The 20697-nt window shown below is 70.5% G+C and carries 19 protein-coding genes; 6 read left to right on the top strand and 13 right to left on the bottom strand.

Features of this window, described 5'->3' with window-relative positions:
• Window positions 1-112: 112 nt before the first annotated feature.
• Window positions 113-3451, top strand: coding sequence for a hypothetical protein (locus tag QSK36_RS26670; RefSeq protein ID WP_285784276.1), 3339 nt, complete (start codon window positions 113-115; stop codon window positions 3449-3451).
• On the opposite strand, the gene QSK36_RS26665 is transcribed toward QSK36_RS26670, so the two are convergent.
• Window positions 3438-3845, bottom strand: coding sequence for an NUDIX hydrolase (locus QSK36_RS26665; protein WP_139579290.1), 408 nt, complete (start codon window positions 3843-3845; stop codon window positions 3438-3440). The genes QSK36_RS26670 and QSK36_RS26665 overlap by 14 nt on opposite strands.
• A 72-nt stretch (window positions 3846-3917) precedes the next feature.
• On the opposite strand from QSK36_RS26665, the gene QSK36_RS26660 reads away from it, so the two are divergent.
• The 3 genes from QSK36_RS26660 to QSK36_RS26650 are packed head-to-tail and all read left to right on the top strand — an operon-like array spanning window position 3918 to window position 6285.
• Window positions 3918-4562, top strand: coding sequence for a DUF6758 family protein (locus tag QSK36_RS26660; protein WP_183542443.1), 645 nt, complete (start codon window positions 3918-3920; stop codon window positions 4560-4562).
• Window positions 4563-4604: 42 nt separating this feature from the next.
• Window positions 4605-5315 (top strand): MBL fold metallo-hydrolase, encoded by a 711-nt coding sequence (locus QSK36_RS26655; RefSeq protein WP_139579288.1) that lies wholly within the window; start codon window positions 4605-4607, stop codon window positions 5313-5315.
• A gap of 4 nt (window positions 5316-5319) precedes the next feature.
• Window positions 5320-6285, top strand: coding sequence for a RecB family exonuclease (locus QSK36_RS26650; RefSeq protein ID WP_183542441.1), 966 nt, complete (start codon window positions 5320-5322; stop codon window positions 6283-6285).
• Here QSK36_RS26650 and QSK36_RS26645 read toward each other — a convergent pair.
• The 3 genes from QSK36_RS26645 to QSK36_RS26635 all read right to left on the bottom strand — a co-directional run bounded on the left by QSK36_RS26645 (window position 6236) and on the right by QSK36_RS26635 (window position 10281).
• Window positions 6236-7147 (bottom strand): oxygenase MpaB family protein, encoded by a 912-nt coding sequence (locus QSK36_RS26645; protein ID WP_285784275.1) that lies wholly within the window; start codon window positions 7145-7147, stop codon window positions 6236-6238. The two genes, QSK36_RS26650 and QSK36_RS26645, sit on opposite strands and share 50 nt — an antisense overlap.
• A gap of 10 nt (window positions 7148-7157) precedes the next feature.
• Window positions 7158-8039 (bottom strand): alpha/beta fold hydrolase, encoded by an 882-nt coding sequence (locus QSK36_RS26640; protein WP_285784274.1) that lies wholly within the window; start codon window positions 8037-8039, stop codon window positions 7158-7160.
• 304 nt (window positions 8040-8343) lie between these two features.
• Window positions 8344-10281, bottom strand: coding sequence for a DEAD/DEAH box helicase (locus QSK36_RS26635; RefSeq protein WP_285784272.1), 1938 nt, complete (start codon window positions 10279-10281; stop codon window positions 8344-8346).
• A gap of 456 nt (window positions 10282-10737) precedes the next feature.
• On the opposite strand from QSK36_RS26635, the gene QSK36_RS26630 reads away from it, so the two are divergent.
• Window positions 10738-11397: a ferritin-like fold-containing protein gene (locus QSK36_RS26630; protein ID WP_285784271.1), complete on the top strand. Its 660-nt coding sequence runs from the start codon at window positions 10738-10740 to the stop codon at window positions 11395-11397.
• A 436-nt stretch (window positions 11398-11833) separates the two neighbouring features.
• Here the strand turns inward: QSK36_RS26630 and QSK36_RS26625 are convergent, their stop codons facing one another.
• The 5 genes from QSK36_RS26625 to ligD (QSK36_RS26605) all read right to left on the bottom strand — a co-directional run bounded on the left by QSK36_RS26625 (window position 11834) and on the right by ligD (QSK36_RS26605) (window position 14942).
• The gene (locus QSK36_RS26625) at window positions 11834-12064 is read right to left on the bottom strand and encodes a DUF3107 domain-containing protein (protein WP_183542433.1); all 231 of its coding nucleotides are present in this window, start codon (window positions 12062-12064) and stop codon (window positions 11834-11836) included.
• A 94-nt stretch (window positions 12065-12158) separates the two neighbouring features.
• On the bottom strand, window positions 12159-12779 hold the full coding sequence (locus QSK36_RS26620) for a TetR/AcrR family transcriptional regulator (protein WP_030507436.1): 621 nt from the start codon (window positions 12777-12779) through the stop codon (window positions 12159-12161).
• Between the two features lie 72 nt (window positions 12780-12851).
• Window positions 12852-13097, bottom strand: a complete 246-nt coding sequence (locus tag QSK36_RS26615; protein WP_285784270.1) for an Rv3202a family protein — start codon at window positions 13095-13097, stop codon at window positions 12852-12854.
• Window positions 13098-13119: 22 nt separating this feature from the next.
• Entirely contained in the window at window positions 13120-14001 is an 882-nt protein-coding gene (ligD, locus tag QSK36_RS26610; RefSeq protein ID WP_285784269.1) for a non-homologous end-joining DNA ligase, read from the bottom strand.
• On the bottom strand, window positions 13998-14942 hold the full coding sequence (gene ligD, locus QSK36_RS26605; RefSeq protein ID WP_285784268.1) for a non-homologous end-joining DNA ligase: 945 nt from the start codon (window positions 14940-14942) through the stop codon (window positions 13998-14000). Before ligD (QSK36_RS26605) ends, ligD (QSK36_RS26610) begins: the two co-directional genes overlap by 4 nt.
• Before the next feature lie 104 nt (window positions 14943-15046).
• Between ligD (QSK36_RS26605) and ku the strand changes: the two genes are divergently transcribed.
• Window positions 15047-15967 carry a non-homologous end joining protein Ku gene (ku, locus tag QSK36_RS26600; RefSeq protein ID WP_183542429.1) on the top strand — a complete coding sequence of 307 codons (921 nt, stop codon included), beginning with the start codon at window positions 15047-15049 and terminating at the stop codon, window positions 15965-15967.
• Between the two features lie 226 nt (window positions 15968-16193).
• Here the strand turns inward: ku and QSK36_RS26595 are convergent, their stop codons facing one another.
• The 4 genes from QSK36_RS26595 to QSK36_RS26580 all read right to left on the bottom strand — a co-directional run bounded on the left by QSK36_RS26595 (window position 16194) and on the right by QSK36_RS26580 (window position 20032).
• Entirely contained in the window at window positions 16194-16496 is a 303-nt protein-coding gene (locus QSK36_RS26595; protein ID WP_183542427.1) for a hypothetical protein, read from the bottom strand.
• A 600-nt stretch (window positions 16497-17096) separates the two neighbouring features.
• Entirely contained in the window at window positions 17097-17639 is a 543-nt protein-coding gene (locus tag QSK36_RS26590) for a hypothetical protein (RefSeq protein ID WP_285784267.1), read from the bottom strand.
• A 693-nt stretch (window positions 17640-18332) separates the two neighbouring features.
• The gene (locus QSK36_RS26585; protein ID WP_183542423.1) at window positions 18333-18866 is read right to left on the bottom strand and encodes a hypothetical protein; all 534 of its coding nucleotides are present in this window, start codon (window positions 18864-18866) and stop codon (window positions 18333-18335) included.
• Window positions 18867-19558: 692 nt separating this feature from the next.
• Window positions 19559-20032: a hypothetical protein gene (locus QSK36_RS26580; RefSeq protein ID WP_183542421.1), complete on the bottom strand. Its 474-nt coding sequence runs from the start codon at window positions 20030-20032 to the stop codon at window positions 19559-19561.
• Window positions 20033-20697 lie beyond the last annotated feature (665 nt).

Genomic DNA, 20697 nt, shown 5'->3' with positions numbered 1-20697 from the left:
CCACGCTCTTCCCGTGTTGCTCTGGATTCGTGATGGGGTATCACTGTGATCGCTTTGCCGTACGACAGGTGGAACGGTCCGGATTGACCTCTCCGGGGAGGAGGTACTGAGCGTGGCCTCAGGCCCCCACGAGCGTGACCGACGGCGCGACGCCGGCGAACCCTCCTCCGTGCCCCCGCCGGAGCTGCATCACCGGCCGCCGGGCCCGTCCCCATGGGCGCGGCCTCCGTTCGCGGCCCCGATTCCCGAGGACGCGGCCCAGGATGACGTGGGCGAGCCGGGGGACGACGAGGACACCCGGCCGTACCGCAAGATCGGCGACCCGGACTTACGCGACCCGGACTTACGCGGCGGCATCTGGGCCCCGCGCCCGGGATCGGACGCAGGCGACGGGCCGGAGCCGGAAGCACGGCGCGACCGCCGGCCCAGGACCGGCCGCAGGCCGTACGCGGCACCGTACGGAACGGGGCCGTCCGGGACGGGTGAACCGCGTCACAGCCGCTCCGGCGGACGAAGTCCCGAGGACCCCGGCGAGCCCGGCGACGCCGGCGCGACCGGCCCGCCCGGCCGCGCGGACGCCCCCACGACCTGGCATGGCGAGGGTGCCAGGTCGGCGGGGGAGACGGCACAGGAGGCCCAGGAGTCCACGGCCCAGGAATCCACGGCGCAGGAGGAGGGCCGGCGCCGCCGGATCGTGAACCGGCCGGACAAGCTGGTCGCCTCGGGCCCGCCCCGGCGGCGGCGTGCCCAGATCCCCCGCGAGAACCCGGACGGGCCCGGCGCCCCCGAAATCGACACCTCCGCATCGGGACCGCTGCGCGAGCACGATCCCGGTGAGCACGATCCCGGTGAGCGGGGGGAGCACGTGTGGGCGCACACGCCGCCCGAGCCCGCCTCCCGTCACGGCCTGGCAGAGCCCTCCGGCATCCGCATGAGCCCCGAGATCCCGGTCGAGCCCGAGCACGACGACCCGCGGGTCGAGCCGGTCGAGCCGGTCGAGCGCATCGGCCGTCCGCCGGGGGGCCGCCCGGCCCGTCCCGACATGCTCGTGGCCGTCGGCCCGCCCCGGGGGAGCGGCGGACGCCGCCACAGGCGGGTGCTGCCGGTCCGGCGGTTCCCTCCGCGCCTCCCCCGGATGGTCGCTCCGGCGGTGATCGCCGTGGTCCTCGTCGCGGCCGCCGTGCTGGGCGTGGCCGTCGTCAGGTGGGCCGGCGGCCCGTCCACGGCCGGGCTGCGCCTCGCCGCCGGCGACGGCCAGTCGGGCGACGCGGCGTTCTCGGCGCCCGGGCTGCCGGGCAACGGCTCCAGCCAGGTGCTCACCGCGTTCGCCGCGGCCGGCGCGACGGTGGTGGCGGCGGGCAGCGACACGACGAGCCCGCTCGCCCGGCCGCTGTTCCTCGTGTCCGCCGACGGCGGCGCGCACTGGCAGACAGGCCGGGTCGCCGACGCCCCGGGGTACGAGTCCGCGCCCGGGGCGGTCGGCAGGGTCGCGGGAGGCGACGGCCGCTGGCTCGCCGTCGGAACCGACGCACCCGGCTCCGCCGGCCCGGCCGCGCGCGGCATGTGGGTCTCCTCCGACGGCCGGTCCTGGACCGCGGTGGACCCCGCCCGGCTGACCGCGTTCTGGAGCCAGGACAGGATCACCGACGTGGCGCGGACCGCTACCGGCTTCCTCGCCGTCGGCGCCACGACCCTGCGTGACGGCACGGCGGGCCCGGTCGCCTGGGTGTCACCCGACGGCGTCGGCTGGACGAGGGTGGACACCGACCAGATCGGCACCCCCGACAAGGTCAGGGCGATGCGGGCGGTGGCCGCCCGGGGCGACCGGGTGGTGGCGCTCGCCGATCCGGGCTCCGGCGACTCCATCTCGGTCGTCCTGCGCTCCGACGACGGCGGCCGCACCTGGTTGCGCACGGCCGCGGCCCTGGCGGACGTACGGCCCGAGCCCGGCGCGCTGGCCGTGACCAAGAAGGGCTTCGTGCTCGTGCCCACCCGGCAGAAGTCGGACGGCGGCGAGGTCCGGGTCTACTGCTCGCCCGAAGGCGCCGACTGGACCCAGTGCGGCACGATAGGGCCGCTCGGCGCTGAGGGGACGGGCGTGCGCGGCCTGGCCGCGTCGGCGGCGGGCGTCGCGGCGGTGGCCGAGTCGGCCTGGGAACGGTATGCCGTCTACACCAGCCAGGACGGGCGCAAGTGGACCAGGAGCGCCGACCTCGGCGGGATCCCCGGGACGCTGCGCGGGCTGGCCATCACCGACGCCGGGGTGCTCGTGGCGGGCGGCGACAAGCGCGGGCCCGGCGACGTGGAGAACCTTCCTGTGCTGATCACCGCGGGGAAGGGCGAGGCGGCGCACACCGTGCCGCTCAAGGAGATCGCCGGGCTCAACCGGCTCGCCAGGGACACCGCCGACGTCGCCGCCTCCGGCGGCACGTTCGTGGCCGTGGGCGCGGCCAACGGCGACGCCGCGATCTGGACGAGCGGCAACAACGGAGCCAACTGGAAGGACGCGGCGTTCCCCGACCTGCTGGGCGGACCGGGGCGCCAGGCGCTCAGCGGCGTGGCGCACGGCCCCAGGGGATGGCTCGCCGCCGGCAGCACGACGACCGACCCGGCGGTGACCCGGCCGCTGCTGGTCACCTCGGCCGACGGGAAGAGCTGGCGGCCCGGTCCCGCTGTCGAGGTGCCCGCGGGCCACTTCCTGCTCGCGCCCAGCATGGTGGCCGCCGGGCCGAAGGGCTACGTCCTGGCGGGGGAGGACAGGTCCGCCACAGGGACGCTGCCCGCCCTGTGGTTCAGCCCCGACCTCAAGCGGTTCACCCGTTCCGCGCCGGGCAGCATGCCGGCCGGAGGGGCGGGGGTGCGCCTCTACGACGTCACGGCGACGCCCGACGGGTTCATGGCGGTCGGCGGGTCGGGCACCGCCGACCGTGAGACCGGGGTGGTCTGGGTCTCCACCGACGGGCTCAACTGGAACGCACGCGGCCGGGTCCTGCCGCCGGACACCACCTCGGCCGGGCTGCGCCACGTGGTCGCGACCGAGGCCGGCGTGGTGGTCGCCGGCACCGCGATGACCGAGGACGGTCCGCGGCCGTTCTCCGCGCTGTCCACCGACGACGGCGCGAGCTGGGAGTACGGCACGCTGCCCGCCGACGCCGCCGCCTCGGTCCTCGACCTGACCGCGACCGGGCGGGGACTGGTCGCGGTCGGGTCGCACCGGTCGCCGGCGGAGGGCGGCGACGCCGACAGCGCCGCCTGGGTGTCCGAGGACGGCGTGGACTGGTCGCGCCAGACGCTCACCCAGGACGGCCTCGGCGGCCAGGGGGCGCAGTGGCTCGGGGCGGTGGCGGTCTCCGGCGACCGCGTCGTGGCCATCGGCAGGTCGGCCGGCTACGCCGCCGGATATGCCGACGATCACTTGACGATATGGCGCAGCACCGTCACGGAGCGGTGATCCCGGAGATGACCCCCCATTCGGCGAGGGCGTCGGCGAGGCCGTCGGTCAGCGGGAGCCGTAGGAGGTCGGACGGCGCGCACCAGCGGGCGTCGGCGGCGTCGTCCCCGGCGACCGGCACGCCCGAGGCGGTCGCCACGTAGTCGTGGATCTCGAAGGTCGCGCCGCCGGGGGCGGGCCGCAGCACGGTCCCGGCGAGCCGCACGACGGTGACGTCGAGGCCGGTCTCCTCGCGCAGCTCGCGGCGCAGCGCCTGCTCGTCGGTCTCGCCGGGCTCGACCCTGCCGCCGGGCAGCGACCACAGCCCCTCGCCGGGAGGGCGGCCCCGCCGCACCAGCAGCAGACGCCCCTCGGCGTCGGAGACGATCGCGCCCACACATCGGATGCACCGCACATCACCAAGATTACGACTAGATAACGGGCAGACTCTTGACGTACGGACGTCACGGAAGCACCGTGAATATTTGTGAGAACCGCGCCAACATGTCCGCGGTGCTTCGGGCCGCTACACGAACCGAACGTCTGGTCGAGTTCCTGGCGATGCGCCGCCCACGGGGACGTCCTGCCCTTCCAACCGCCCCGGCGGCCGTCTCAGGCCGCTCTGGAGGCCTTGTGCGAGGCGGCCAGGGTGCCCGTCTGGCTCCCGTGGCCGCTGCCCTCCGGATGGCTGGTGACGGGCTTCGGCGAGGTGGGTGACGAGCGCTCCGGCACGAGGGCGAGCGTCGTCGCCCTCTCCGGCCCGTCGGTCACCCACGGTCCCGCCGACATGCTGCTCATCGCAGAGGAACCCGGTATCGGTCTCGGCGCCGCGTACGCCGGGCTGCCGGGCCCGGACCCCGGGGCGGGCTTCGACGCCGGTCCCCCGCACGCCAAGATCGACGCGCGCGGCCATCCGACGGCGCTGTGGTGCGCGGGGCGTGGGGTGCCGGAAGACCGGGCCGTCTACGTGGGCGAGGCCCTCGGCAACTGGCTGTGGACGATCACCTGGCCCGTCGAGGCCGGCTGCTTCGTCGCGCTGGCCAACCTGTCGCTGCGTGACCTGCGGGACCAGGACCAGGCGCTCGACCTGCCCTTCGGCGCCTTCTCGCCGCGCCTCGACGGGGATCTTTAGTACGGCGGGTACGAAGCGCGAGGGATAGTAAGGTTCTGAGCCGTGACAGCGCGTATCGAACGAGTGGTGACCTCGGGCCTCGTGGACATCGAAGGCGACGAGCACAAGGTCGAGAACAACACCTGGATCGTGGGCGACGACGACGAGGTGATCGTCATCGACCCGGCGCGGGACGCCGACAAGATCCTGGAGAAGGTCGGCGACCGCGAGGTCCTCGCCGTCATCTGCACCCACGGCCTGCCCGACCACGTGGGCGCCGCGATCGAGGTGGCGGCCAGGGACGAGGCCGTGATCGCCGTCCACCCCAAGGACAAGCGCCTGTGGCGGCAGACCTGGGAGGAGACCTGGCCCGACATCGACATGGAGGACGAGGGGCTGTTCTCCGTGGCCGACGTCGAGCTGGAGGTGCTCTCCACGCCGGGCGTCACGCCGGGGGGCGTCTCGCTCTACTGCGAGGGCCTCGGCGCGGTCTTCACCGGCAAGACCCTGCTCATGGACGGGCCCGGCAAGCTCGGCGGGGAGTACCCCGCGCTCGCCGACCAGCTCACCTCGATCGGCGAGAGGCTGTTCACGCTGCCGCACGAGACGAGGGTGCTGCCCGCGCACGGCGAGGAGGGCAGGATCGGCGACCTGGAGCCGGAGTTCGACCGCTGGCTGTCGGGGTCGCTGACCGGCGCCCAGGAGGCCGACGCGGCGCCGCCCCTCGTGGACGGCACCGGGGCGTCCGGCATCAAGCTGAACCTCGACGAGTAGGGCCGTGGAGCAGCTCGGCCTCGACGGCATGCCGAGGCGGCTCTACACCTGCACGCCGTCGCGCCTGAACACCTGGCTCGACTGCAGGCGCCGCTACCGCTTCACCTACCTCGACCGGCCCGCTCCGCAGAAGGGGCCCCCGTGGGCGCACAACAGCGTGGGGGCCTCGGTCCACAACGCGCTGGCCGCGTGGTGGCGGGAGCCGTACGACCGGCGTACGCCGGTGATGGCGGCCGTGCTGCTGACCAACGGCTGGATCCGCGAGGGGTTCAGGGACGAGGAGCAGTCGGCCGCGTGGCGGGACCGGGCCCGCGAGATGGTCTCCTCCTACGTCGCCACGCTCGACCCCGGTGACGAGCCGGTGGGCGTCGAGCGCACGGTCGCCACGCGTACGTCGGTCATCGCCGTGTCGGGGCGCGTGGACCGGCTCGACCGGCGCGGGGACGAACTGGTCGTGGTCGACTACAAGACCGGCCGCCGCCCGCCGACCTCCGACGACGCCCGTTCGTCGATCGCGCTGGCCGTCTACGCGATCGCCTCGTCCCGCATGATGCGCCGGGCCTGCCGCCGGGTGGAGCTGCACCACCTGCCCACCGAGACGGTCGCGGAGTGGGAGCACACCGACGAGTCGCTCGCCCGGCACCTGAGCCGGGCCGAGGACATCGCGACGGAGGCGGCCGACGCCGACGACGCCTATCGCGAATGGGCCGGACCCACGAAGGGCGGCGTTCCCGCACCGAGACGGGAGGAGGGCGCGGGGGCGCTCGCGGTGCCGCCCGAGATCGACCGGCTGTTCCCGCCAGAACCGGGCCCCATCTGCTCCTGGTGCGACTTCCGCCGCCACTGCCCCGAGGGGCGGGCCGCCTCGCCCGACCGGCTTCCCTGGGACGGCCTGGCCGAGACGCCCGGCTCTTCCGGCCTCAGCCCCGCGCAGGGCCGGGACGGCGGCGAGGATCGACCAGCGCCCTGAGGCCCTTGCCGACGTCGTATCCGGCGGCGCCCAGGCGTTCGCGCGAGGCCCGCAGCATCGCTCTGGTGCCCTCGTCCAGCACCTGCTGGTGCACGAAGTCGGGGATCGTGTTCATGGTCAGCCGGAAGGCCCGCAACGCTGTCGTGACCGCGATCTGAGGCACCTCGGGAAGCGCGCCGTACAGGCGGCGGGCCCAGTCGGGCAGCGTGTAGTAGCACAGCGCGCCGAACGGGAAGTAGACCGGCTTGGCCGGGGACAGGAAGCGCATGCTCTCCGGCAGGCGCGGCCAGAGCAGGAACCGCACGGCGGCGGCCGACTCGGGGATGACCCGCAGGACCGGCCGCATCCGGGCGAAGTAGTCGTTCATCTCGCCGACCGAGCCGGGCACGTCGTCCGCGTGGAGACCGACGTACATGGCGCTGCGCCGCTGCTCCGCGAGGTACTGGTCGGCCTGCCGGTCGCTGATCGGGACGCCCGCACGGCGGACGACCTCCAGGTAGGACATCACCTCCGCGCAGTGGACCCACAGCAGCAGCTCGGGCTCGTCCACCCGGTGGGTCCTGCCTGTGTCGGGGTCGCGGATGCGCAGGGTCCGGTGGATCGCGCGCACCCGCCTGCCGATCTCCTCGGCCTCCTCGGGGCTGCCGTACGTCACGCGGCCCACGAAGTCCGCCGTACGGCGCAGCCGGCCGAAGGGGTCGTCCCGGAAGTTGGAGTTCTGCCACACGCCCCGCATCGCCAGCGGATGCAGGGCCTGCAGCATCAGGCCGCGTACGCCGCCCACCCACATGGTCCGGTCGACGTGGACCAGCCACGTCGCGGACTCCGGAGGCTGGGCGGTCAGGCCGCTCTTCGCGGGCATGGCGACCGGGTCATCCGTGCTGGTGCTGGAGCAGCCGGCTCTCCGCCGTGTTCCAGAATCGGGTCAGGGCCGCCGCGGTGGTCTCGGGGGCCTCGACGGCCGGCGAGTGGAGCGCCCCGGGCACCACGACGCACTCCGCGTCGAGCCTGCGGGCCATCTCGGCCTGCAGCAGCGGCGGCCAGCCGTCGTCGTGCTCGCCGTACAGGACCAGGAGGTCGAGCCCGCACCCGGCCAGCTCCGCGCAGCGGTCGTGAGCGCCCAGGACCTCGTGCGCCATCGCCACGAGACCGGTGGGGTGGTTGGCGAGCAGCCGCTTGCGCAGGAACGCGACGATGTCGTCGGGGACGCCCGCCGCCAGCGCCTCGGGCTCCATCCTGTTCGACCACATGTAGTCGAGGCCGTACTCCGGAAGCTCGGCCAGCATCATCCGGCCCATCCGCTCCCGCGGCCCGACGATGCCCGCGGGCCCCGAGCTCATGAGCGTGAGCGAGGCGAGCTTGGCGCCGTGCAGCGCCGTCTCCCGGGCGACCAGCCCGCCGAAGGAGTGTCCCAGCAGGTGGACGGGCTCGCCCTGGCCGACCACCGCGGCGATCGCGTCGATGTCCGCGCCGAGTGCCGCGCACGAGTACGCCGACGGATCGTCCGGGCCCGGTGTCTCGTACTGCCCGCGCATGTCGACCGCGATCACCCTGCGGCCGGCCTGCGCGAGCGTCTGCAGCACGGCGATGAAGTCCTCTTTCGATCCCGTGAAACCGGGGACGAGAAGAGCGGGCCAGCGTTCGGGGACACCGCTGGACGGAAGCGCTTCGAGTGCCGCGAACGAGCCCAGCGGCGTCTCGATCTGCTCACTGCTGACACCCGGAGGAAGGGTCAGGAACCGTGGCGTGCTCACGAGGCCTCCTCCACCTCACCCCGGATCCCGGGAACCGATGGGCCGGACCGGCCCCACGTCCTGGACCGTCTGCTGAAGGCTCGCTCACTCACGTGGCATCACGATACCCAGAGAAGATCCCGGCGACACTGCCGAAGGGACTACGAGGGTTTCGGACGGTCATTGCGCATGCCTCCTGTCCAGGTCATACCCACTGCGGGGCGAAGCGGCCCTCAAAGAACGGGGGCAGGGAGAGCACCGGTTGTCCGGTGCCCTCCCTGCCCCTGCGGTCGTGCTCATCGCCGAGCGGGCCTGTGCCGGCCCCTCACCCCGTACGGCGGGGACGCGGCCGGGGCGGGCGGCGCCGCTGCTGGGCGCGCTCGCTCGCGGCGGACGGCGCGGGATCGTCGTCATCGGTCGCGAGGTCGGGAGACCTGAACACAATCATGAACGGACTGGCCGGGATGATCCGCTCCGGCTCCGGCTCCGGCTGCGGGGCCGGCCGCTCGGCGGGCTCGTCGGCGACCTCGCTCGCGGGCGCTTCCACGGCCGGCTCCTCCACCGGAAGTACCTGGTCGGCGGTGTCGGCGGCACGGGTCCTGCGGCGCCGGGCCGGGCGTTCCTCCACCTGCTCCTCGACCGCGGGCGCCGGGTCGGCGGCGCGGGTCCTGCGGCGGGTGGTCCTGCGGGTGGCCGCCGCCTCCGGCTCCGGCCGGTCACCGGCCTCGGCGTGCTCTTCCGCGCCGTCCACCGCGCTGTCCAACGGGCCGTCCTTGCCGGGCCGTACGGCCCCGACGTCGGCCAGCGCGCCGGTCAGGGCCGCCGCGTTCGCGCCCCTGCGCCCACGGCGCCCCGGCGCGGCCTCGGCTGCGGTCTCCCCAGCGGTCTCCACATCGGCATTCACAGTGGCATTCACAGTGGCCTCGGCAGGAGTCTCCACGGGAGCCTCCAGCGGAGCCGGCGCCTCGGTCTCCCCCGAGGGCGCCTCGGCGTCCTGGAAGCGGCCCCCACGGGTCCGCCGCCGCTCGCGGGTGCGGGCGGGGCGCTCGCGGCGCTCCTCCCGATCGCCGCGACCGGACTTGCCGCGGGAGCGGGTGCGCCCGGTCTCTCCGAGGTCCTCGATCTCCTCGGCCTCCAGGCCCGCCCGGGAGCGCTGGGCGCGCGGCAGCACGCCCTTGGTCCCCTCGGGGATGTCGAGCTCGCCGTACAGATGCGGGGAGCTCGAATAGGTCTCGACGGGCTCGGTGAAGTCCAGCGAGAGGGCGTTGTTGATGACCTTCCAGCGGGCCAGCTCGGTCCACTCGACGAAGGTCACGGCGACGCCCGTGCGGCCCGCCCGGCCCGTACGGCCGATCCGGTGGACGTAAGCCTTCTCGTCCTGCGGGCAGTCGTAGTTGACGACGTGGGTGACGTCGTCGATGTCGATGCCGCGCGCCGCGACGTCGGTGGCCACCAGCACGTTGATCTTGCCGCTGCGGAACGCCCGCAGCGCCTGCTCGCGCTGGCCTTGGCCGAGGTCGCCGTGGACTGCCGCCACCGCGAAGCCCTTGTCCTTGAGCTGCTCGGCGACCATGTCGCAGGCCCGCTTGGTCTCGCAGAAGACCATCGTGAGCCCGGCGCCCCTGCTCTGCAGCAGGCGGGCCAGGATCTCGATCTTGTCCATGCGGTGCGTGCGGTAGACGTGCTGCGTCGTCAGCGTGGTCGTCTCGGCCTCGGCCGTGCCGCTCTCCGCCCGGACCCGGGTCGGCTGGGTGAGGTAACGGCGGGCCAGGTTCACGATCTCGCCGGGCATGGTCGCCGAGAACAGCATGGTCTGCCGCTTCTCGGGCACCAGCTTGATGATCCGCTCGATGTCCGGAAGGAAGCCGAGATCCAGCATGCGGTCGGCCTCGTCGAGGACGAGCATGGTGATCTGGCTGAGGTCGAGGTGCTTCTGCTTGACCAGGTCGAGCAGCCGCCCGGGCGTTCCGACGATCACGTCGACGCCGTTCTTGAGCGCCTCGATCTGCGGCTCGTACGCGCGCCCGCCGTAAACGGTGAGGATGCGCGAACCCAGCTTCCCGGCGGCGAGGACCAGGTCCTCGGTCACCTGAAGGGCCAGCTCGCGGGTCGGCACGAGGACCAGACCGCGGGGCTTCTTGCGGTTCTTCCTCGGTTTGCCGACGAGCTGGAGCATGGCGACGCCGAAGGCATAGGTCTTGCCCGTGCCCGTGCGCGCCTGTCCGATGACGTCCTGGCCGGCCAGCGCCAGCGGGAGCGCCATCTCCTGAATCGGGAATGGTGAAGTGATGCCCTCGGTCTCGAGCGCATCAGCGATCTCCGGGATGACTCCCAGGTCTCGGAACGTCGTTGTCAGCGTGGCCTGCCTCAATCAGTGCGAAGGCGGCCCTCCGGGACAGCCGGCCGGCAGAGCCTCCCCGGTCCGGGTCCTCGCGGACAGTCGCGCCCTCGTCGTGAATCAGCGACCGCTGCATCCAGTGGTTCCTGGGGGTCCGGGGATGGCCCCGGATCGACACAGGGATCGATACGGTGATCGACACAGTACTGATCCACACAGTGCGGTCGCACTTCCACGAAGCAGTCTACTCGATACCACAACACGGAACCGATTTCTGCGTCTTCTCGCTAAAAGCTCTTGCTGTGCCGGACGGGAAGCCGCCGGGAAGCGGGGGACGAGCGGGGCGCCGGCGGGGGAGCCCGGGAGCCGTACGCTGCACCCATGAGTGATTCCTCTCCCGGGACTGTGGACCTGCTCGGTGTCCTCGCGTACGCCGAGCTCACCGCCTTCCTCCGGCTGGCCGAGGACGCCGCCCTGCTGGCTCCGACGCTGAACGACAGGGCCGCCCTCGGGGACGTGGCCGCGACCGAGTACGGGCACTTCCGGGTGCTGCGGGACCGGCTGGCCTCGCTCGGCGTCGATCCGGAGGAGGCCATGGCCCCCTTCACGGAGGCGATCGACGCCTGGCACGCCCAGACCAGGCCGAAGGACTGGTACGAGGCGCTCATCAAGGCGTACGTCGGCGTGGGGATCGCGGGCGACTTCTACCGCGAGGCGGCGCGCCACACCACTCCCTCGATCAGCGCCCTGGTGGACGAGGTGCTGACCGACGAGAGCCGTGGGGAGTTCGCGGTGGAGCGGGTGCGCGCCGCGCTGGACGCCGACCCGCGACTGTGCGGCCGTCTCGCGCTGTGGGCGCGCCGCATGGTCGGCGAGGCGCTGAGCCAGGGGCAGCGGCTCGCCGCCGTCCGGCCGCAGCTCGCCGCCCTGCTGGTGGGTGAGGAGGGCGAGAACCTGGCGGAGGTCGGGCGGATGTTCGCCAGGCTGACCGAGGAGCACGGCAAGCGGATGGCCGCGCTCGGCCTCACTCCCGGCCCGTGATCTTCATGGCTTGGCGCGGGGTCGTCGATGCGGCGCTCCGCGCCCTCGATCCCCGCTGACCTGGCCCGAATCCCGAAACGGCGGTCATCGGGAGGGCCGGAGGCCCGCCCCGGGCACCGGCCGGTCCGGCGTTCATGGGTCGCGCACGTGCCAAACGGATGTACGGTGCGAGCATGAGGGCCTCGCGCCGCTACGGCACTTCCTTGACGAGATGTGGGCCGAACACCTGGACTCCGCGTGCGGTGTTGCGGAGAGGAAGCGCGGGCTGTCCGACGATCAGCGGGAGGCGGGATCCCCATCACGCGGATCTGACCCGCCGCCCCCGCGGATGCGGTTACGGACGCTCCTGACCCCGCGCCGATCACGGTCAGCCGCCGGGACGGCGCGCGTGGTGGGCGCGCGCCGCCGGCCGGCCGGTGGCGATGGCGGAGGCGCTTTAGAGCGTCCCGCCGAAGCCGACGGGGCGCGACTGGTCCTCGCCGATCTCGACGAAGCCAAGCGAGTCCACGGGGACGACCACTCGGCGGCCCTTGGTGTCGGTGAGTGAGAAGACACCCTTGTCGGAGGCGAGCGCCTTGCGGAGCTCCTCCTCGATCTCCTCGGCCGACAGGTCGGTCTCCACGACGAGCTCACGGTGCACCGACCGCACGCCGATCTTTATTTCCATCGGGCTCCCCTTTCGCGAGGGCTGTTCCCTACCCATCGTCGTCGCCTCGGGGAGCGGTCAGCCCCGTGATCGCGTGAAGCGAACATGATTCCGGTCAGCCGGTGCGCGGGAAACCGCTGATGCCGCGCCAGGCCAGGCGCGCCATGAGCTGGGTCGCCGCCTCCTTGGGGATCGAGCCGTGGCTGCTCAGCCAGTAGCGCGCGCTCACCTCGGCCATGCCGACCAGGCCCACGCCGAGCAGGTGCGCCTCGTCGCTGGAGCAGCCGGTGTCCTCCTGGATGACCCGGCTGATCGCCTCGGCGCTCTCGTGCAGCGAACGCTCCATCCGCTGCCGTACGGGTGCGACGTTGCGCAGGTCGGACTCGAAGACGAGCCGGAACGCCTCGCCCTGGCTGGAGACGAAGTCGAAGAACGCGCCGATGGCGGCCTGCACCCGCTGCTTGTTGTCGGTGGTGGACTCGAGCGCCTGGCGGCATCGGGTCACCATGTCGTCGACGTGCAGATCGAGCAGCGCGAGGTACAGCTCCAGCTTGCCCGGGAAGTGCTGGTAGAGCACCGGCTTGCTCACACCGGCCCGCTCGGCGATCTCGTCCATCGCCGCCGCGTGGTAGCCGTTCTCCACGAACACTTCCTGTGCCGCGCTCAGCAACTGGCGGCGGCGGGCCATCCGGGGTAGCCGGGTGCCCCGGGGCTTGGCGTCCGGGGTAGCGGTCACGGCAGTCTCCTTGCAAGATGCGCATCGGGGGCTCCCGCCCCGAGGCCTCATCCTACGTGTCGGTAATCCGGATCAGCGATAGTCGTCGTCGTCGAGGTCGACCGTACGCTCCTGCTCGGCCACGTCGGCCGGGTCGGCTTCGAACGGAACACGCTCGGGCCAGCGCCTGTCCTCGGCGACCTTGACGAGCTGGTGCTGCTCGACCGCGTCAGCCTCCGGCGCCTCGATCGAGATCTCCTCGACCACCTCGTCGAGGGGGTCCATCTCGGGCATCTGCTTGTCCTTCCGTTCGAAGGTCGGCTGCGACAGGTCCAACACTACGGCCAGGGTGGCGGCCGGGCTAAGCGGTGAGGGGTACGAACAGGTCGCCGTGTTGCGCCACGCGCTGCAGCACGTCAGGTGCGGTGAACACCAGTTGGTCCGGGCTGTCGCACGCCTCGACCTCCTCCCACAGCAGGGGAGTGGACGCGGTCGGCCGCCCGGCGGCGCGCAGCGAGTAGGGCGCGACCGTCGTCTTGGCCGGGTTGTTCTGGCTCCAGTCGATGAAGACCTTGCCCGGCCGCTCCTTCTTCGCCATCACGCTCGTCACGAACGGATGCTCGGCCTGCATCCGGCGGGCGAGCGCCTTGGCGTAGTCGGAGGTGCCCGGGCCCCGGTCCCAGGGGACGTAGAGCTGCATGCCCTTCTGGCCGCTGGTCTTGGCGTGGCTGTCCAGGCCGTCGTCGGCCAGAGCCCGGCGCAGCAGGACGGCGACCCGGCAGCAGTCGACGATGGTGGCGGGGGCGCCGGGATCGAGGTCGAAGACGAGCGTGTCGGGCGGCTGCGGCTCGCCGTCCTTGGCCACCCGCCACATGGGCACGTGGATCTCCAGGGCGGCCAGGTTGGCGTAGTAGACCAGGGTCGGCAGGTCCTCCACGACCGCGAAATCGATCTCCTCGCGGTTCTTGGTGCTGCCCGGCGCGGGCAGTGTCACCGTACGGACCCAGTCGGGCGTGTGCTCGGGGACGTTCTTCTCGAAGAAGAACTGGCCGTCGACGCCGTTCGGATAACGCTTGACCGTGAGCGGGCGCCCCTTCAGGTGCGGTAGCAGGGCCGGTGCGATCCGGGTGTAGTAGTCGATCACCTCGGCCTTGGTGAAGGCGGCGTCGGGGTAGAGAACCTTGTCCAGATTGGTCAGGACAAGCAGGCGACCCTCCACCTTCACCCGCACCTTGTCCGTCATCGCTGCTCCTCCCGCCGCACCTCCGCGGGGATCTTGTCGGCGCGCACGCCCCGCCACACGGGTGTGCGCAGCCGCCCGTCGCGCTTACCGCCGTCCCGAGTCCACATCGTGAACGCCACCTCGCCGACCACCTCGGGCCTGACCCACCGGGCGTTCCGGGAGATCTCCCTCGGAAGCCCGTCAGAGAAGGGGCTCTGCCCGATCTCGAGCGGCTCAATCAGGCGGAGGATGTCGCCGAGCATCGCGTCGGTGAACCCGGTGCCCACGTGGCCGACGAAGAGGAACCGGGCCGGGGAGACCCCGGCGTACATGCCGAGCAGGAGCGAGCCGACGCCGCCCGCGCGGCGGCCCTTGCCCGGCCGCCAGCCGCCGACGACCACCTCGGCGGTGCGCAGGTTCTTGACCTTGATCCACCATTCGGCCCTGCGGCCCGGCCGGTACGGCGAGTCGAGACGCTTGGCGACCACGCCCTCCAGTCCCTGCCGCTTGGTCGCCTCCAGCACCGCCGGTTCGCAGGGGAGGTACGGCGGCGCGCCCAGGCCGAGCGAGTCGAGCAGCGCCCGGCGGTCCAGGTACGGCAGGTCGAGCAGCGTGTGCCCGTCGAGATGGAGCAGGTCGAAGGGCAGGTAGGAGACCGGCAGTCGGCCGAGCAGGTGGGCCCCGGCGGGATCGGTGATGTGCATGCGTCTTTGCAGCCGGGCGAAGCTGGGCCGGCCCTCGGCGTCGAAGGCCACCACCTCGCCGTCGACGACCGCCCTGCGCCCGGCCAGCGGGGCCATGGCGGCGGAGATCTCGGGATAGCGGGAGGTGAAGTCGGCGCCGTGCCGTCCGGTGACCCGCACGCCGCCGTCGACGTACGCGAGCGCGCGGATGCCGTCCCACTTCACCTCCAGCGCGTACGCCCCGGGGTCGGAGGGGATTTCTCCTGGAATGGCAAGCATCGGCTCGATCGGATACGGCACCGCCATAGTGGGTACCTGCCCATGAGGTAACTCCCTTGAATCCCACCATAGCGTTGTTCGAACACAGAGACGAGAATGTGGCTATGCGCAGCATCTGGAAAGGCGCGATCTCGTTCGGTCTTGTCACCATCCCGGTGAAGCTCTACTCGGCGACCGAACAGAAGGACGTCACGTTCCACCAGGTGCACCGGGAGGACGGCGGAAGGATCAAATACAAGAGGGTCTGCTCGGTCGACGGCGAAGAGGTGCCCTACGCCGACATCGCCAAGGGGTACGAGCTCGCGACCGGCGAGATGGTCGTGCTGACCGACGAGGACTTCGCCGACCTGCCGCTGACCTCCTCCCGCAGGATCGACGTGCTGCAGTTCACCCCCGCGGACCAGATCGACCCCATCTACTTCGCCAAGTCCTACTACCTGGAGCCGGACGGGCAGGGCGCCAAGCCGTACGTGCTGTTGCGGGACGCCCTGGAGCGGTCGGGACAGGTGGCGGTCGTGAAGGTCGCCCTGCGGCAGCGCGAGTCGCTGGCCGCGCTCCGGGTCCGCGACGGCGTCTTCGTGCTGGAGACCATGCTCTGGCCCGACGAGATCCGCGAGGCCGACTTCGGGTTCCTGGAGGAGGACGTCGACGTACGGCCCCAGGAACTGAAGATGGCCGAGTCCCTGATCGACACGATGGTGGCGGACTTCGATCCCGCGGAGTACAAGGACGCCTACCGGGAGGCGCTGCAGGAGGTCATCGAGGCCAAGGTGGCGGGCAAGGAGGTCGTCGCCCCCGAGGCCCCCGCCGAGGCCGGGCCGGCCGTCGACCTCATGGCCGCGCTGCGGGCCAGTGTCGAGGCGGCCAAGCGGGAGCGCCAGGGTCCCGCCGCGGCCAAGTCGCCCGGCGGAGCCGCCAAGGCCAAGGCCACCTCCTCCGGTGCCGCCGCCAGGAAGGCCGCGTCGGACGGCGCGGACGCGGAGGAGAAGGCGCCGAAGAAGCGGAAGACCCGCCGCTCCGCCTGAGCCTGCCAGGTCTGTTCAGATCTCTTCGGAGGAGCCCCGGCGGGCATCGCCGCCGGGGCTTTCTTCACGGTATGGAAGTGGGCGATCCGTACAGGGCCGTAGGCTCTCGGCCGCCCGTTCACCGCCGCCCGATCGCCACGGAGGTGGCGGAGGCGTGATCAGGGCGGGCCCGGACACCGCGGCTTCGCGCCGACGGCCCCGTACGACTGGGTGTCACCCGTCAGTGTCAGTCGTCGTCGTCGCCGTCGATATCGACGACGGCGTCACCGGATGCGAAGGCCGCGGTGTTCCGATTGACCTTCTTCTCCTTCTTGAACTTGAAGAAGCGGAAGTCGTTGCGGTTGACGGCCGTATTACGGCAGCCGCGTCCGCGACGTCCGCAGTGGCCCGTGCCGTGGCCCCAGTTGCTGCTGATCGTCGGGGTGCCAGGGGTGGCTGCGTGAGCCGTGGTGGCGCTCAGGGCGAGCGCGCCGCCGGCCATTACCGTGCTGACCGCCAGACCGGTGATGACGTTCCGGAATTTGGGCATTGAGGTCCTCCTCGAAGGATGGAGTGCCCGAGTGCGACATTCCCGGTGACTGTCGGAAATGTCCGGGTGATGTCCCGTATGTCCGGTCATCGCCCGTGGCGTCTTAATTGCCGATGCGGCCTGCCGGCAAACTGGGCCGGAGGGAATTTGGGCTCGCGTTGTGGCACGATGCCCCGGGTTAGGCGACCGCTGACCTGATCGACGTTCCTGTCTGACGTGTCCGTGCGGGATCCGGGGTAGGGCACGCTTTGCTTCCCCGCCGCGGTTTCGCTCAATCCCATATTCTCGTTCGCTTCGGCCCTCGTTAGCCGGCTCACTCGGGACGGTGCGTGAGGTGGTGGCGGGGCGGGATCGGGCGCCGGAAAAGGTCAGGGCTCCGGCGAGGATCTCGCCGGAGCCCTTGTCTCATGCCATCCGGTGGAAGGTGTTTCCAGGCTTCCCGTCGCTCGGTGCGCGGATGCGCTGGAAACACCCGGCTGCACTCACCGGCGCCGTCGTCTCCGGCCCGCGGCGGAGAGGAGCTGGTGGGCGGTCCTGCCCACCGACTCCCGTCACCCGGCCGGACGGCGCGGTGTCGCGCGAGGTGTCACGCCTCGCGGATCAGACGTTGTTGTTGTTGTTCTTGGCGTTGTTGATGTGCTCGCGGTCGTTGCGGTTCCACCAGTCGTTGTTGTTGTTGTCCCACCAGTTCTGGTCGGCCCACCAGTTGTTGTTGAGCCAGTTGAAGGCGCGGTCGTCCTTCTCCTGGAAGCCGAAGGCGACGTCCTTGGCGACGAGGCCGAAGGCGTCGTGCCCAGCCTTGTCATCCTTGTAGAGGTTCTGGCCCCACCAGTTGTTGGTGTCCCACATGTTGTTCTGGTTGCGGTCGTTGATGTTGTGGTTGCGGTCGTTACGCTCCCGGTTGTTGTTCGGGAAGAACGTGCGCGGGAAGAAGTCATCCCCCTTCTTGTTGTCCTGGGCGATGCCGCCCGTGCTGTCGTCGACGCCGTTGGCCGCGCCGTCCTTGGCGATGGGGCGGTCGACGTTCTTCGTGAAGAAGGGGTTGTCATCGGCGCTGGCGGCCGTGGCGCCCATGGCGACGGCCCCGCCGACGACCGCGGTGCTGAGCGCGAGCCCTGCGAAGATCTTCTTGAGGTTGGGCATTATGGTTCCTCCCTGACAGGATTCAATTTCGAATTGCCCTGTGTCTGTCGGCATTTCTCGTCCGCATGCTGCGGACGGGAATTCCTTACTGGCTCTTATTGAGCCTTGCTTCCGACGCTAGGGTGATTTCCTGCCGGGCGGCCCGACAAACTGATGTCTGCTGCTTTTGATTAATGATTAGCTGCGTATAGGCTTGATTCGATGGATAATGCGCCTTATGTAGTGATAGGTACGATTTGCCCCCCTGGTGCGGCCGCGTTCTGACGCTCGGCGAGTGGGGGGCCGGCTTACCCGCATTGCGATGCGGTGGGGTCGGTGCGGGGAGCGTGCCGTCGCCCGCATGTCATCCCGCTCGCGTCGGACGAGGCCGGGGAGTGGCTGAGATCGTGGGCCGGGGGAAAGGCCGCGGAGGGAAGGGGGTGGTGGCGATGACCGCGGTCAGGGAAAAGAGCAGGGCTCCGGCGGAACCTTCCCGCCGGAGCCCTTGGTTGTCACTGTAGGAGGATTGACGGCCGTCCCCGTTCAGGCCGCCGTCGCTCGGTGAGCGAGCGGCCGGCCGGTCGAGGAACGTGTCTCTGCACTCAACGGCGCCAGTCCGTGTGCCGGGGTCGGAGACCTCGTGGGAGGCTCTCCGGATCCGTCACCTTCTCGGAGCGGCGCGATCGTCTCGCAGGAGCCGCTTGACCTGCCTTCTCAGTTCACGCGGTCGTTGTTGTTGTTGTTCCACCAGTTGTTGTCGTTGTTGTTCCACCAGTTGTTGTTGTTCCACCAGTTGTTGTTGAACCAGGTGTTGTCCTTGTTCGTCTTGTCCTGGAAGCCGATCGCGACGTCCTTGGCGACGAGGCCGAAACCGGAGAAGTCGTCCCGCCGGTCGGCGAACGCCCCCTGGTTCCAGAAGCTCTGGTTGTTCCACCAGTTGTTGTTGTCGTTCTGGTTCTGGTTCTGGTTGCGGTCGTTCCGTTCGAAGTTGTTGTTGTTGTTGTTCGGGTTGAAGAAGACGGGGAAGACGTTCTCCCGATCACCGCGCTCGCCGATACCCCTGTTGCCCTGGGCGATGCCACCCGTGCTGTCGTCGACACCGTTGGCCAGGCCGTCCCGGACGATGGGACGGTCGACGTCGCCGGTCCTGGTCGCGGCGCCGGCGGCACCGGCACCCAGGGCGAGCGCGCCGCCGACAGCGGCGGTGCTGAGCGCGACACCGGCGATGATCTTGTGGAGCTTGGACATGCGTGTCCCCCTTGACAGGATTCAGTATCCCTGAATTTGTTTAGGACATTTCTCTTTGTTGTGGGAAATATCCTTCGGGCCCCCAATTGGGCCCTAACTTCCTGTGCTGTCATGATTTCCAGCGCGCTGGCCTGACAAACGGCCATCTAAGCCTTTTGATCACTAGTTAGAGTCTTATGAACTGACTTAGAGGTATTAAGAGAGAAATGTCTTGAATGACCGGTTTCGGGCGGGAGCGTTCACGCGTCGGAGCTCGGCTGTGCGACGGAAACGGAGGCGACAGCTTGAGCGCCTGCGGCGTTGTGGGCGTCGTCGGCCTATGATGCTGCCGCAGGGCCGCGGCCGATTGGACGGGCCGAGAAAGGCGTCCTGGAGGCTCCGTGCCGGCCGGAACCCACACACGAATCTGTCGCTTCGGGCTCCGTGCCTGAGTCCGTCGTACGGGGGAAAAAGTCAGGGCTCCGGCGAGAGTCTCGCCGGAGCCCTTGTCTCTGCTGGATCGAACGGCCGTTCCCGGAGCGTTGGAGTGCTCACGGAGCTTGCGACGCCGCGGGAACGTGACTGCGCCTCAGGGCGCCGTTCTCCTGTCAAGGCGGTGGAGGACGGTGTGGCCGGCCGTTTTCGTCATCCCTTCACCTGGCAGGATTTCGAGCGGCGCGGTCGTCTCGTGGGCCGTTGCCGGCCCCGCCTTGTCAGTTGCAGAAGTTGTTGTCGTTGTTGTTGTTGCACCAGTTGTTGTTCTGGTTGTTGTTCCACCAGCTGTTGTTGTTGAACTGGCCGTTGTTGAACCAGTTGCTCTCGCGGTTGGTCTTGTCGCTGAAGGCGATCGTGGCGCAGGGGCCGACGATGGCGAAGTTGGAGTCGCTGTCGAGGTTGTCGCAGAAAGCGCTCTGGTTCCAGAAGTTCTGGTTGTTCCAGAAGCTGTTGTTCTGGTTGTTGTTGCACCAGTTGTTGTTGTTGCAGTTGTTGTTGTTGAACGGCTGGCAGTTGTTGTTGTTGTTCAGCCCGATGGGAACGAAGGTGTTGTTGTTGCAGGGCATGCCGCCCATACCGAAGAAGCCGTCTCCACAGCTGGCGCTCGCGGCTGTGGCGCCCATGGCGATCGCGCCCCCCGCGATCGCGGTGCCGAGTGCGAGGCCGGCGAGAACGTTCTTGAACTTAGGCATTGCTGTCCCCCTTGAAAGGATTGGAATTCCCCGCATCCTCCGATATTTCTCTCACTGGAGATTCGAGAGAAATATCTCTATGGCCCCCGTGGGCCGGGTTCCTGCGATACGTTGATGTCCGACGCGCGAGCCCGACAAACGCACCTCTGTAGCCTTTGATCAGCTATTAGGGCTTTATGGCGGGACTTAGAATAATAAAGGGCGACTTGTCCTAGAATGTCCGATTCTCGTCCCGGGCTGGCGGCGGCGTAGGCGGACGGCGTGCCGGGGCAAGGTGAACGCCGGACGCGTGAGGCGTTCGCAGCGGAAACGCGGAAACGGGGAAACGGAAAGACGGCTGGGTGCGGCCCGTGGGGCACGCCATGCCGGCGTGCGTACGACGGCGTGAGGCCGCGTGGCAGGCAGGGCGAAGGCGGGGCAGGGCGAAGGCGGGGCAGGGCGAAGGCGAGGCAGGGCGAAGGCGGGGCAGGGGCGGGCTGATTCGGGCGAGCGCCGTGCCGATCGGAGGGACTCGCGACGCGGCCGGGCCTCGGGTCTGTCGGGGAACTGCCTGAAGTCCGCGCCCGCGGATGTCGCGCGGCCGGACCGGGGCGAGCGGTGGGAGACGGGGGATTGCGGACAGCGAGGAGCGCCCGTGCTCCCCGGAGGCCCGTGGACGCGGTCCA

Origin of the sequence: Microbispora sp. NBRC 16548 (genome assembly GCF_030268985.1) — a bacterium.
In the GTDB taxonomy this organism is placed as follows: Bacteria; Actinomycetota; Actinomycetes; order Streptosporangiales; family Streptosporangiaceae; genus Microbispora; species Microbispora catharanthi.
Note: the sequence above shows the minus strand (reverse complement) of the source record. Positions and strands in the feature narration are given on the sequence as shown.